Consider the following 14052-nt stretch of genomic DNA (forward strand, 5'->3'; position numbering starts at 1 on the left):
GGCCATGAACATCTCCCACCCCTTCGTCGTCCGCCCGGTCGCCACCTCGCTGCTGATGCTGGCGATCCTGCTGGTGGGGGCGGTGTCCTACCGCTTCCTGCCGCTGTCGGCGCTGCCGGCGGTGGAATACCCGACGATCCAGGTCCAGACCTTCTTCCCCGGCGCCAGCCCGGAGGTGATGACCTCGTCGGTCACCGCCCCGCTGGAGCGCCAGCTCGGCCAAATGCCGGGGCTGGTCCAGATGTCGTCGGTCAGCGCCGCCGGGGCGTCGGTCATCACGCTCCAGTTCGGGCTGGAACTCAGCATCGACATCGCGGAGCAGGAGGTCCAGGCGGCCATCAACGCCGCCGGGAACCTGCTGCCCTCCGACCTGCCGGCCCCGCCGATCTACGCCAAGGTCAACCCGGCGGACGCCCCGATCCTGACACTCGCCCTGACCTCCAAGACGCTGCCGCTGACCCAGGTGCAGGATCTGGCGGACAGCCGCTTCGCGCAGAAGCTGTCGCAGCTTCCCGGCGTCGGTCTGGTCAGCCTCAGCGGCGGGCACCGGCCGGCGGTGCGCATCCGCGCCAACGTCCAGGCGCTGGCCGCCTACGGGCTGAACATCGACGACCTGCGCAGCACCATCAACACGGCCAACGTCAACTCGCCCAAGGGCACCATCGACGGGCCGACCCGCAACTACACCATCAACGCCAACGACCAGCTCCGCCGGGCCGACGAGTACAAGGACCTCGTCGTCGCCTACCGCAGCGGCGCCCCGGTGCGCCTGTCCGACGTCGCCGAGGTGCTGGACAGCGCCGAGAACACCCGGCTGGGCGCCTGGATGAACGACACGCCGGCCATCCTCCTGAACATCCAGCGCCAGCCCGGCGCCAACGTGATCGAGGTGGTGGACCGGGTGAAGGAGATGCTGCCCAACCTGACCGCCGCCCTGCCCGGCTCGGTCGACGTCGCCGTCCTGACCGACCGTACCGTGACCATCCGCGCCTCCGTCGAGGACGTGCAGATGGAGATGATGGTGGCCATGGGGCTGGTGGTCCTGGTGATCTTCCTGTTCCTGCGCAACATCCCGGCGACGATCATCCCCAGCCTGTCGGTGCCGCTGTCGCTGGTCGGCACCTTCGCGGTGATGCATCTGGCGGGCTTCAGCCTGAACAACCTGTCCTTGATGGCGCTCACCGTCGCGACCGGCTTCGTCGTCGACGACGCCATCGTGATGATCGAGAACATCGCCCGCCATGTGGAGCGCGGCGAGCCGCCGCTCCAGGCTGCGCTGAAGGGGTCGAAGCAGATCGGCTTCACCATCGTGTCGCTGACCGTCTCGCTGATCGCGGTGCTGATCCCGCTGCTGTTCATGGGCGACGTGGTGGGCCGGCTGTTCCGCGAGTTCGCCATCACGCTGGCCGTCACCATCCTAATCTCCGCCGTCGTCTCGCTGACGCTGGTGCCGATGCTCTGCGCCAAGCTGCTGCGCCACCGCGAGCCGCGCGAGATGTCCGCCATCGCCCGCCGCAGCGAGGCGTGGTTCGACGCGGTGATCGCCGGCTACGCCCGCACGCTGCGCTGGGTGCTGGACCGCCAGGGGGCGACGCTGCTGGTCGCCGTGGGCACGCTGGCGCTGACGGTGGTGCTCTACACCGCCATCCCCAAGGGCTTCTTCCCGGCGCAGGACACCGGCCTGATCCAGGGCGTGACGGAGGCCACCCAGTCCGTCTCCTACGCCGCCATGGCGGAGCGGCAGCGGGCGCTGGCGGTGGAGGTGCTGAAGGACCCCGACGTGGTCAGCCTGTCCTCCTTCATCGGGGTGGACGGCACCAACACCACCATGAACAGCGGGCGCCTCCTCATCAACCTGAAGCCGAAGGAGCAGCGGACGGATCCTGTGGCCGACATCATCCGCCGCATCCGCCACAACACCGCCCAGGTCCCCGGAATCGAGCTGTTCATGCAGCCGGTGCAGGACCTGACCATCGACGCCACGGTCAGCCGCACCCAGTACCAGTTCGTGCTTGAGGACGCCAATCCCGAGGAGCTGCGCGTCTGGGCGCCGAGGCTGCTGGACCGGCTGGCCGCGGTGCCGGAGATCACCGACGTCACCAGCAACCTTCAGGAGAAGGGGCTGTCGGCCGCCATCACCATCGACCGCGACACCGCCGCGCGCTACGGCGTCACCACGGCGGCCATCGACAACGCGCTGTACGACTCCTTCGGCCAGCGCATCGTCTCCACCATCTTCACCCAGGCCAACCAGTTCCGCGTGATCCTGGAGGCCGACCCCGACCGCATGACGGTGGACCAGCTGCTGACCGCCATCCATCTGCCCTCGGCGGGCGGCGGGCAGGTGCCGCTGGCCGCCTTCGCGCGGATGGAGGTGCGCAACGCGCCGCTCCAGATCAACCATTTCGGGCAGTTCCCGGCGGTCACCGTCTCCTTCAACCTCGCGCCGGGGGTCTCGCTGGGCGCCGCGGTCACGGCCATCGAGGCGGCGGAACAGGAACTCGGCCTGCCGGCCAGCGTGCTGACCCGCTTCCAGGGCGCGGCGCTGGCCTTCCAGGCGTCGCTGGGCAACCAGCTCCTGCTGATCCTGGCCGCCATCGTCACGATGTACATCGTGTTGGGCGTCCTCTACGAGAGCTACATCCACCCGATCACGATCCTCTCCACCCTCCCCTCGGCGGGGGTGGGGGCGTTGATTGCGCTGATGCTGGCCGGGCACGACCTGGACATCATCGCCATCATCGGCATCATCCTGCTCATCGGCATCGTGAAGAAGAACGCGATCATGATGATCGACTTCGCGCTCGACGCCGAGCGGGAGGAGGGCAAGCCCCCGCGCGAGGCCATCTATCAGGCCTGCCTGCTGCGCTTCCGGCCGATCCTGATGACGACCATGGCGGCGCTGCTCGGCGCCCTGCCGCTGATGCTCGGCTCCGGCACGGGGTCGGAGCTGCGCCAGCCGATGGGCGTGTCGATCGTCGGCGGGTTGATCCTCAGCCAGCTTCTGACCCTCTACACCACGCCGGTGATCTATCTGGCCTTCGATCGGCTGGCCGCGCGCCTGCGCGGGCGCCCCGACGGGCAGACGGAAGGGGCCGCGCGATGAGCTGGGCCGCCAACCTGTCGGCGCCCTTCATCCGGCGGCCGGTCGCCACCACCCTGCTGACGCTGGGGCTGGCGCTGGCCGGGGCGCTGGGCTTCCTGGGGTTGCCGGTGTCGCCGCTGCCGCAGGTGGATTTCCCGACCATCTCGGTCAGCGCCTCGATGCCCGGCGCCAGCCCGGAGACGATGGCCGCCAGCGTCGCCACGCCGCTGGAGCGGCATCTGGCGCAGATCGCCGACGTGACGGAGATGACCTCCTCCAGCTCCGCCGGATCGACGCGCATCACGCTCCAGTTCGGGCTGAACCGCGACATCGACGGCGCGGGCCGCGAGGTGCAGGCCGCCATCAATGCCGCCCGCGCCGACCTGCCGTCCAGTCTGCGCAGCAACCCGACCTACCGCAAGGTCAACCCCGCCGACGCCCCGATCATGATCCTGACCATGACCTCGGCGACGCTCAGCCAGGGGCAGCTCTACGATTCCGCGGCGACCGTGCTCCAGCAAAAGCTGTCGCAGGTGGAGGGCATCGGGCAGGTCAGCATCGGCGGCAGCTCGCTCCCCGCCGTGCGGGTGGAGCTGAACCCGCGCGCCCTGTTCCAGTACGGCATCGGGCTGGAGGACGTGCGCGCCGCCATCGCGTCGGCCAACGCCAACGCACCCAAGGGCGCCGTCGAGGACGGGGAGCTGCGCTTCCAGATCTACACCAACGACCAGGCCCGCAAGGCGGAGGAGTACCGGTCTCTGGTCATCGCCTACCGCAACGGGGCGGCGGTCCGGCTGTCCGACGTGGCCGAGGTGTCGGACAGCGTGGAGGATCTGCGCAACGCCGGCATCACCAACGGCAAGCCGTCCGTCCTGCTGATCCTGAACCGCCAGCCGGCGGCCAACATCATCGAGACGGTGGACCGGGTGAAGGCCATGCTGCCGGAGCTTCGCGCCTCCATTCCCGCCGACATCGATCTGTCGGTCTCCAGCGACCGCACCACGACCATCCGCGCCTCGCTGGCCGAGGTGGAGCACACGCTGATCATCGCCGTCGGGCTGGTGGTGATGGTGGTGTTCCTGTTCCTGCGCAACGCGCGGGCGGCGCTGATCCCCAGCGTGGTCGTGCCGGTGTCTCTGGTCGCCACTTTCGGCGCCATGTATCTGCTGGGCTACAGCCTGAACAACCTGTCGCTGATGGCGCTGACCATCGCCACCGGTTTCGTCGTCGACGACGCCATCGTCGTGCTGGAGAACATCGCCCGCCACATCGAGAACGGCATGTCCCGCACCCAGGCGGCGCTGCGCGGCGCGCGGGAGGTCGGCTTCACCGTCCTGTCGATGAGCGTGTCGCTGGTCGCCGTCTTCATCCCGATCCTGCTGATGGGCGGCATCGTCGGGCGGCTGTTCCGCGAATTCGCCCTGACCCTGTCCATCGCCATCCTGGTCTCGATGGTCATCAGCCTGACCACCACGCCGATGATGTGCGCCGTCCTGCTGCGCGAGCCGCGCAAGGCCAGGGAGCCGGGCCGCGCCGTGGCCGCCCTGCGCCGGGTCGGCGCCCGCATCGGCGGCGGCACGCTGCGCCTCTACGACCGGACGCTGACGGCGGCGCTCGACAACAGCCTTTTGACCATGGTGGTCTTCGCGGCGACGGTGGCGCTCAGCGTCCATCTCTTCACGATCATCCCCAAGGGCTTCTTCCCGCAGCAGGACACCGGCCGCCTGATCGGCTTCGTCGTGGCGGACCAGAGCACCTCCTTCACGCTGATGAAGGAGAAGATGGAACGCTTCGTGGCGCTGGTGCAGGCCGACCCGGCGGTGGACACGGTGGTCGGCTACACCGGCGGCAGCCGGACCAACAGCGGCTTCATGGCCGTCTCGCTGAAGCCGCTGGCGCAGCGCGACGTGACCGCCGACGCGGTGATCGCCCGGCTGCGCACCCAGCTTACCCAGGTGCCCGGCGCGAACCTGTACCTGTCGGTCATGCAGGATTTGCGGGCGGGCGCGCGGCAGTCCAACGCCAACTACCAGTTCACGCTGCAGGGCGACACGCTGGACGAGCTGCAGACCTGGGCGCCCCGCCTGACCCAGGCCCTCCAGCAGGTGCCGGAGCTGACCGAGGTGAACTCCGACCAGCAGCAGCGCGGGCTGGCGCTGGAGGTGACGGTGGACCGCGACGCCGCGGCGCGGCTGGGCCTGTCCTTCAACCAGATCAACAACACGCTCTACGACGCCTTCGGCCAGCGCTCCGCCTCGACCATCTACAACCCGCTGAACCAGTACCGCGTGATCATGGAGGTCGCCCCCCAGTACCGCGAGGACCCGGAGATGATGAAGGACATCCTCATCAGCAAATCCGGCGGGGCGGTCAGCGGGACGCAGGCGACGAGCGCCATCGCCGGGGCCGCCACCGCCGACACCGAGGCCGCGCGCAACCAGCGCATCAACCAGATCGCCACCACCGGCCGGACCGCCGCCTCCACCGGCTCGGCGCTCAGCACGGGGGTGGAGACGATGGTGCCGCTCTCGGCGATCGCCCGCGTCGCGCTGGAGAACACGCCGCTGTCGGTGAACCACCAGGGGCCGTTCGTCGCCACCACCCTCTCCTTCAACCTCGCCCCCGGCATTTCGCTGGGCGAGGGGCTGACGCTGATCCGCCACACCATGGACCGGATCGGCGTGCCGACGACCATCCAGGGCAGCTTCCAGGGCACTGCGCGGGTGTTCCAGCAGTCGATCGGCGACCAGCCGGTGCTGATCCTGGCGGCGCTGCTGGCCGTCTACATCGTGCTGGGCGTGCTCTACGAGAGCTACATCCACCCGCTGACCATCCTGTCCACCCTGCCCTCCGCCGGGGTGGGGGCGCTGGTCGCGCTGATGGCGTTGGACAAGGAGCTGAGCATTATCGCGCTGATCGGCGTGATCCTGCTGATCGGCATCGTCAAGAAGAACGCGATCATGATGATCGACGTGGCGCTGGAGGCGGAGCGGAGCGAGGGGCTGGACCCGCGCACCGCGATCCACCGCGCCTGCCTGCTGCGCTTCCGCCCGATCATGATGACCACGGTCGCCGCCTTGCTGGGCGCCCTGCCGCTGGCGCTCGGCTCGGGCGACGGGGCGGAGTTGCGCCAACCGCTGGGCATCGCCATCGTCGGCGGTCTGGTGGTCAGCCAGATGCTGACCCTCTACACGACTCCGGTCACCTACCTGTACCTCGACCGCTTCCGGCTGTGGTGCCGGCGGCGCTGGCGGCGCCCCGAGGCGGGTGTCGCGGCATGATGGACGCCATTGCCGACAAGTCCCTCTCCCGCCCCGGGAGAGGGTGCCCGCGACAGCGGGCGGGTGAGGGTCGCACGAGGATCGTGGCGCTGATCCTTGGCAACACCCTCACCCTTCCCACGCCTGCGGCGCGGGCCCCTTCCCTCTCCCGGGGCGGGAGAGGGGATCGACTGCGGATGGACCTGACATGACGACGATCATCGGGCGGCGCGCCCGTCTCCTGGGCACGGCGTTCGGCGCCCTCACCCTGCTGTCGGCCTGCGCGGTGGGACCGGATTACGAGCGGCCGTCCGCCGCCGTGCCGCCAGCCTACAAGGAGGGCGGTATCACCCCTGTGGCCTTCGCTCCCCCCGTCCCGCGCGACGACGGCTGGCGCCCGGCCACGCCGGGACAGGCGGAGGCCGGACCCTGGTGGACCGTCTTCAACGATCCGGTGCTGGACGGGCTGATGCGGCGGGTGGAGGTGGACAACCAGAGCCTGAAGGCGGCGGAGGCCGCCTACCGGCAGGCCAAGGCGCTGTCGGATCAGGCCCGCTCCTCCTTCTTCCCGATCCTGTCGGTCAGCGGCGGCGCCGATCGGGCGGGAACCGTCGGGTCGGGCAACCGCAGCGTTTCCGGCACCGGCATCAGCCGCAGCGGAACCCCGGTCACCACCTATGACGCCGGGCTGGGGGCGAGTTGGGCGCCGGACCTGTGGGGCCGCATCCGCCGGTCGGTGGAAAGCAACGATGCCAACCTCCAGGCCAGCGCCGCCGACCTCGCCGCAGCCCGCCTGTCGGCGCAGGCGCAGCTGGCCACCGCCTACGTTCAATTCCGCGTGGCGGACGAACGCAAGGCCCTTCTGGAACGGGCCATCGCCGCCTACCGCCAGTCGCTGGAGATCGCCCGCAACCGCCACGCCGTGGGCACGGCGACCCTGGCCGACGTCTTCACCGCCGAAACGCAGGTCCGCTCCACCGAGTCGCAGCTCGTGGCGCTGGGGGTGCAGCGCGCCCAGTTCGAGCACGCCATGGCGGTTCTGGTCGGGCAGGCGCCCGCCGCCTTCGCGCTGGCCCCGGCGCCGCTGGCCGCCGCGGTCCCGGCCATCCCGCCCAGCGTGCCTTCCGCCCTGCTGGAACGCCGCCCGGACATCGCGGCGGCGGAGCGGCAGATGGCCCAGGCCAACGCCCAGATCGGCATCGCGGAGTCGGCCTGGTATCCCGACGTGGTGCTGTCCGGCTCCCTCACCAACAGCGCGACGATCCTGCCCAAGCTCCTCCAGGCGCCGACGGCGATCTGGGCGGTCGGGGCGCAGGTCGCCCAGACCCTGTTCGACGGCGGCACGCGGACCGCCGAGGTCGAGCTGCGCCGCGCCGTCTTCGACCAGACCGTGGCCCAGTACCGCCAGACCGTGCTGACCGCCTTCCAGGAGGTCGAGGACCAGCTTGCCGCCCAGCGCATCCTGGCCCAGCAGGCCGCCGTGCAGGACGACGCCGTGCGGCTGGCGCGCGAGGCGGAGCGGCTGACCCTGAACCAGTACCGGGCGGGCACCCTGCCCTACAGCAGCGTCCTGACCGCCCAGACCGCCGCCCTGTCGGACGAGGAAAGCGCCCTGTCGGTGCGGCAGAGCCGCCTGCTGGCCGCCGTGTCCCTGCTCCAGGCGTTGGGGGGCACTCCGCCGAATTTTTAATCCGGAAATAGACCGGGCTACCCCTTCGGACTCCGCATCGGAAGTGGTGCGGGGATGGGGCGGTCAGTCCTTTGAAAAAACGGATAAAACCCGCGCAGTTGCTGGCTGCGGGGGCGGTGCCGGGGTCAATCCGCTGGACGGGCTAGCCCGCAATTTCAGTAACGGCATGGGGAACTTGAGATTTATCTGAGTCCCGTGCGTTCAACCCCAAAGAAAAGCAGGCGCAGCATGATTCTCGATGCTCGCTCGGTGTCCTCGGGCACCAACCTTGACGCGGACCTCTGCATCGTCGGCGCCGGCGCCGCCGGGCTTGCCATAGCCCGTGCGTTGGCCGGTTCGCGCTGGAAGATCGTCCTTCTGGAGAGCGGCGGGCTCGACCCCGACGGCCACACCCAGTCGCTCTACGCCGGCGAGAATCTCGGCCTGCCCTACGAGCGCCTGTCCACCGCGCGCAGCCGCTATTTCGGCGGCAGCACCAACTGCTGGGGCGGCTTCTGCCGGCCCTTCGAGCCGATCGACATGGAGGCGCGGCCCTGGGTGCCGAACAGCGGCTGGCCCTTCGGGCCGGAGATGCTGGCCCCCTACTACGCCCGCGCCCACAGCCACCTGAACCTGCCGTCGCGCATCTACGACAACGGCCATTGGGAAAAGTCCCTGGCGCCGGACGGGATCGGGTTCCTGCCGGTGGAGGGCGGCGCCCTGGAGAACCGCGTCGCCCAGATCAGCGACCAGCCGCGCGTCGGTGTGACCTCCGTCGACGAGATCGTCCAGGCCGCGAACATCGCCTGCTATTTGAACGCCAACGTCACCGAGTTCGAGACCAACGACACCGCCACGGTGGTGGAGCGTGTGCGCTGCGCCGCGCTCAGCGGCGCCCGCTTCAAGGTCACCGCGCGGCAGTTCGTCCTGTGCTGCGGCGGCATCGAGAACGCCCGCCTGCTGCTGCTGTCCAACCGGGTGCAGAGCGCCGGGCTGGGCAACGGCCACGATCTGGTCGGCCGCTACTTCACCGACCACCCGCGCATCAAGGCCGGGTCCGTCCGCCTGACCGATCAGGCGCGGCACCGCCGCCTCTACGACATGACGCTGACCCTGTCGCGCCGCCGGCTGAACACCAAGCATCTTCCGGTTTCCGCCTCCCTGTCGCCGACGGTGGAGACGCAGCGCCGGCTGGGGCTGATGAACTCGCGCAGCTATCTGGTGGCGCAGTACCATGGCGAGGCGACCGCCGGGGTGCGGGCGCTCCACGACCTGCGCATGCTGATGTCCGACCGCCGCAAGTTCGGCCACGCCGAGGGCGACCTGCGCGCCCTGCTGCGCGAGGCGGTGCCGCAGATCGCGCTGCATCTGCCGAACCTCGCCTACGCGCTGTTCGACAATGTGGTGAACCCGGCCTGGGTGACGCGCAGCTTCCTGTTGGAAACCATCGTGGAGCCGGTGCCGAATCCCGACAGCCGCGTGACCCTGGCGGCGGAGCGTGACGCGCTGGGCCTCAACCGGGCCGACACGGTGTGGCGCCTGACCGAACAGGATCGCGACAACTTCCTGCGCACCAACGAGCTGGTGCGGACGGAGCTGACCCGCAACGGCCTGATCACGGTGACCGAGGCCGACCCGCAGGAGGCCGCCGAGCGCGCCTGGGCGGAGCGCATCTCCTGGTGCTGGCACCATATGGGCACCACCCGCATGCACGACGACCCGAAGCAAGGCGTGGTCGACGCGCGCTGCAAGGTGCACGGGATGCACAACCTGTACATCGGCGGCAGCTCGGTCTTCCCCAGCATGGGCTGCGACCATCCGACCATCAACCTCGTGGCGCTGGCCTTCCGCCTCGCCGAGGAGGTGTCGGCCCAGCTTCAGCACGACCGCGCGGTCACGCTGGAGGACCAGCAGGCGGCGTGAACAGCCGGTCCGGCACGGGCGGGGAGCGTTCTTCCCGCCCGCAACCCCCAATCCCCGCCCCAATCCCGGTTGACCGAGAATTCAACTCAACTACTCTTGGGCTAAGAACGGTTCGAGGGACAAGAGACGTTGGGGACGGGGATGGCGGACGATATCGGGACGGGAAATCCGGACCTCATGCTGCGCTTTCAGGCCATGCTGGACACGGTGCCGGACGGGGTCGTCATCATTGATGCCGAGGGGCGCATCCAGACCTTCAACCCGGCCTGCGAGCGGCTGTTCGGCTGGACGGCGGCCGAAGTCATCGGCCACAACGTCAAGATGCTGATGCCGCCACCCTACCGGGAGGAGCATGACGGCTATCTGGAGCGCTACCAGCGGACCGGGGAGCGCCGGATCATCGGCATCGGGCGCGAGGTCACCGGCCTGCGCCGCGACGGCACCACCTTCCCCATGGAGCTGTCGGTCGGCGAGGCCTGCCGGGAGGCCGGCGGCGACGGGGTCTACATCGGCATCATCCGCGACATCAGCGAGCGCAAGCGGGCCGAAACCGCCTTGCGCGAGCGCGAGGCCCGCCTCACCTCCATCCTGGAGACCGTGCCCGAGGCGATCATCGTCATCAGCGAGCGCGGGCTGATCGAGTCCTTCAGCCCGGCGGCGGAGCGGCTGTTCGGCTACAGCGCCGCCGAGGTGTCGGGACGGAACGTCAGCATGCTGATGCCCTCCCCCTACCGGGAGCAGCACGACCGCTACATGGACCATTACCTGACCACGGGGGAGCGCCGGATCATCGGCATCGGCCGGGTGGTCTCCGGCCTGCGCCGCGACGGCTCGGTCTTCCCCATGGAGCTGGCGGTGGGCGAGGTGCGGTTGGCCGGGCACCGCTGCTTCACCGGCTTCATCCGCGACCTGACCGAGCGGCAGGCGACCGAAAAGCGCCTGCAGGAGCTTCAGGCCGAGCTTCTGCACGTCAGCCGGGTCAGCGCCATGGGCCAGATGGCCTCCACCCTGGCGCACGAGCTGAACCAGCCGCTGACCGCCGTCATCAACTACGCCAAGGCGGTGAAGCGCCTGCTCGACCGTCCGGACGGGGCGGACAAGGCGCGGGAGACGATGGACAAGGCCACCGCCCAGGCCGCCCGCGCCGGCCAGATCATCCGCCGCCTGCGCAACTTCATCGAGAAGGGCCAGACCGAGCACACGGTGGAAAGCATCGGCAAGGTGGTGGAGGAGGCCAGCGCCCTCGCCCTGGTCGGCGCCAAGGAGCGCGGCGTCCATGTCCGGCTGGAGATGAGCGGCGACGAGCGCCCGGTGCTGATCGACAAGATCCAGATCCAGCAGGTCGTCCTCAACCTCGTCCGCAACGCCATCGAGGCGATGGCCGAGTCGGAGATTCGGGAATTGACCGTCACCACCGGCCCCGCCCCGGAGTCGGCGGTGCTGATGCGCGTCACCGTCCGCGACACCGGCCCCGGCCTGAACGAGACCGTCCTGGCCCAGCTTTTCCAGCCCTTCGTCACCACCAAGGAGAAGGGGATGGGGCTCGGCCTGTCGATCTGCCGGTCGATCATCGAGGCCCATGGCGGCCGCCTGTGGTTGGAACCGGGAGACGGAGGGGCCACCTTTGCCTTCACCGTGCCGGTTGCCGGAGAGGATGATGCGCCCTGAGTCCCCATTGCCACCCGAATTATCCCCGTCGGACATGACGGTCTTCGTCCTGGACGACGACGAGGCGGTGCGTGATTCCGTTGTGATCCTGCTGGAATGCGAGGGGTTCCGGGTCGAGGGCTTCGCGTCCCCCCTCGCCTTCCTGGAATCGGACGCGCCGTCGCGGCCCGGCTGCCTGCTGGTCGATGTGCGGATGCCGCAGATGAGCGGGCTCGACGTGCAGGAGCGTCTGGTGCAGGAGGGGCGCGTCCTGCCGGTGATCGTCATGACCGGCCACGCCGACGTGCCCCTGGCGGTGCGGGCGATGAAGGCCGGTGCCGTCGACTTCGTCGAGAAGCCCTTCGACGAGCAGGCCCTGATCGGCAGCGTGAAGGCCGCGCTGGCCCGCGCCGTTCCGCCCGCGGCAGCGCCGGCCACCCAGGCGCCGACTCCGCCCCCGGCCGCCCCCGCCGTCTCCCCGGAGGTGCTGGAGCGGCTGTCCAGCCTGACGCCGCGGGAACGCGACGTGCTGCAATGGCTGGTCGAAGGCAAGTCGAACAAGGTCATCGCCTTCGAGTTGTCGATCAGCCCGCGCACCGTGGAGATCCACCGCGCCCGCGTGATGGAGAAGATGCGCGCCGACAGCCTGCCCTCGCTGGTCCGCATGGCGCTGGCCGCCGGGATCACCCCCAAAGGGGAGTGATTCGGGCCGCCGGGCGCCCCCGGCGGCGACTGATCCACATCAAAACCGCGCCCGATAAGGGGAACTCCGTATTCCGGCACCGCCGGTCGGCTTCTATCTTCCCTGTAACGCCCCGCCAACGGGCGTCATACCGCGTGATTTCCGATGCTGGAGGCAGTCTTGGCCGAACCGGGCGATAGCATCGTCTACATCGTCGACGACGACGAGCCGGTGCGGGACTCGATGAAGGCGCTGCTCGAAGCCTGTGCCTTCGAGGTGCGCGACTACGCGTCGTGCCAGAGTTTCATGGACCAGTACAACGGCAAGCCGTCGGGCTGCCTCGTCCTCGATCTGCACCTGCCGGTGATGAGCGGGCTGGAGTTTATCGAGCGCTTCGGCGCGAACCTGCACGGCCTGCCCGTCATCATGGTGTCGGGGCGCGGCGATCCCGCGACCTTCGCCCGCGCGCGGGAGGCCGGGGTGACCGCCTTCCTGGAAAAGCCGTTCGAAGAGGACCAGCTCCTTGACGCGGTGCAGCGCCTGCTGCCAGCCTGACCGCCCGTCTCCTTATCTGAGAGGGCCGCCGTTCCCCGGACAGGGTTCGCACGACACCGTCCACCGTGGAGCGCGCCCATGGCGTCCGAAGCCCCTTTCCCCCGCCCCCTGTCCGCCCTGGACGCCGTGCGCAGCCGCCGCAGCGTCCGCGCCTTCACCGCCGAGCCGGTGCCGCGCGCCGTGGTGGAGGAAATCCTCGCCGCCGCCAGCCGGGCGCCCAGCGGCTCCAACATCCAGCCCTGGAAAGTCCATGCGGTGGCCGGCGCGGCCCGCGAGGCGCTGTCGGCCGAGCTGCGCGCCGCCCATTTCGACCCGGCGGACACCCAGGCCGGGGCGGAATACACCTATTACCCGACCCAGTGGTTCGAGCCCTATCTGGGGCGGCGCCGGAAGATCGGCTGGGACCTCTACGGCCTGCTCGGCATCGCCAAGGGCGACCGCGCGGCGATGGCGGAGCAGCACGCCCGCAACTACGACTTCTTCGGCGCTCCGGTCGGGCTGTTCTTCACCATGGACCGGCGGATGGAGCAGGGAAGCTGGCTCGACGTCGGCATGTTCATGGAGAATGTGATGGTGGCGGCGCGGGGATTCGGGCTGGACACCTGCCCGCAGGCCGCCTTCATCACGTACCACCGCATCGTCCGCCGCCATCTCGACATCCCGGACACCGACATCCTGCTGAGCGGCATGGCGCTGGGCCACGCCGACCCCGACGCGCCGGAAAACCGCCTGGAGACTGAGCGCGCCCCGGTCGCCGACTTCACCCGTTTCTACGGCTTCTGACGCCTCTTCCCAATCCCGGAGTGGGAGAAGGACGCTACGGGGATGGCCCCCTTGCGTGACGGCACCGGTCCATATTGACGCCCAACGGTCGGCGCTCGCCGCCAACCGATGCCGAACACACCGGTCCGGCGGGGCGGAAGGGGCAAGGCCGATGTCGCCCATGTGGAGGCGCTTCAGCGCCCGCTCTGACGCGGAGTGCCATCGGTTCAGCTATCGCTTTCGGGTCACTCTCGAACATCCGAATCTGACCCAGACCGGACCATCACTCACGCTCGCAAAGCGCCAGGAGCGGAGGTTTGGGTTTTGACCTGGAGCGGACACTGATCGTGCCCCTGAGCGTGGTGTAGGAGTTGGGTCGCTCATTTGGTCTCCGGCTGGTCTGGCCGGGATTGTCAGGCAGCCACGTCGGGCAGGCTGACGAGGGGATCATCGCCGAGCGGGGCGATGG

At 69.5% G+C, this 14052-nt stretch carries 8 protein-coding genes; all 8 read left to right on the forward strand.

From position 1 onward, the window contains the following. Positions 1–4 precede the first annotated feature (4 nt). The 8 genes from DS837_RS30315 (at position 5) to DS837_RS30350 (ending at position 13604) form a co-directional block, all read left to right on the forward strand. Complete coding sequence (locus DS837_RS30315) at positions 5–3106, forward strand: MdtB/MuxB family multidrug efflux RND transporter permease subunit (protein ID WP_149168147.1); 3102 nt, start codon at positions 5–7, stop codon at positions 3104–3106. Then, positions 3103–6366, forward strand: a complete 3264-nt coding sequence (locus DS837_RS30320; protein ID WP_149168148.1) for an efflux RND transporter permease subunit — start codon at positions 3103–3105, stop codon at positions 6364–6366. The genes DS837_RS30315 and DS837_RS30320 overlap by 4 nt, the downstream gene beginning before the upstream one ends. A 187-nt stretch (positions 6367–6553) precedes the next feature. After that, positions 6554–8035 carry an efflux transporter outer membrane subunit gene (locus tag DS837_RS30325; RefSeq protein ID WP_149168149.1) on the forward strand — a complete coding sequence of 494 codons (1482 nt, stop codon included), beginning with the start codon at positions 6554–6556 and terminating at the stop codon, positions 8033–8035. Positions 8036–8263: 228 nt separating this feature from the next. Next, positions 8264–9937, forward strand: coding sequence for a GMC family oxidoreductase (locus tag DS837_RS30330; protein WP_149168150.1), 1674 nt, complete (start codon positions 8264–8266; stop codon positions 9935–9937). 177 nt (positions 9938–10114) lie between these two features. After that, positions 10115–11605: a PAS domain-containing sensor histidine kinase gene (locus DS837_RS30335; RefSeq protein WP_149168151.1), complete on the forward strand. Its 1491-nt coding sequence runs from the start codon at positions 10115–10117 to the stop codon at positions 11603–11605. 34 nt (positions 11606–11639) lie between these two features. Continuing rightward, positions 11640–12287: a response regulator transcription factor gene (locus tag DS837_RS30340; RefSeq protein WP_149168152.1), complete on the forward strand. Its 648-nt coding sequence runs from the start codon at positions 11640–11642 to the stop codon at positions 12285–12287. 144 nt (positions 12288–12431) lie between these two features. Continuing rightward, the gene (locus DS837_RS30345; protein ID WP_035683743.1) at positions 12432–12821 is read left to right on the forward strand and encodes a response regulator transcription factor; all 390 of its coding nucleotides are present in this window, start codon (positions 12432–12434) and stop codon (positions 12819–12821) included. A gap of 78 nt (positions 12822–12899) precedes the next feature. Continuing rightward, positions 12900–13604 (forward strand): nitroreductase, encoded by a 705-nt coding sequence (locus DS837_RS30350; protein WP_149168153.1) that lies wholly within the window; start codon positions 12900–12902, stop codon positions 13602–13604. Positions 13605–14052: the final 448 nt, after the last annotated feature.

The organism is Azospirillum brasilense, assembly GCF_008365405.1.
Taxonomy (GTDB): domain Bacteria; phylum Pseudomonadota; class Alphaproteobacteria; order Azospirillales; family Azospirillaceae; genus Azospirillum; species Azospirillum brasilense_D.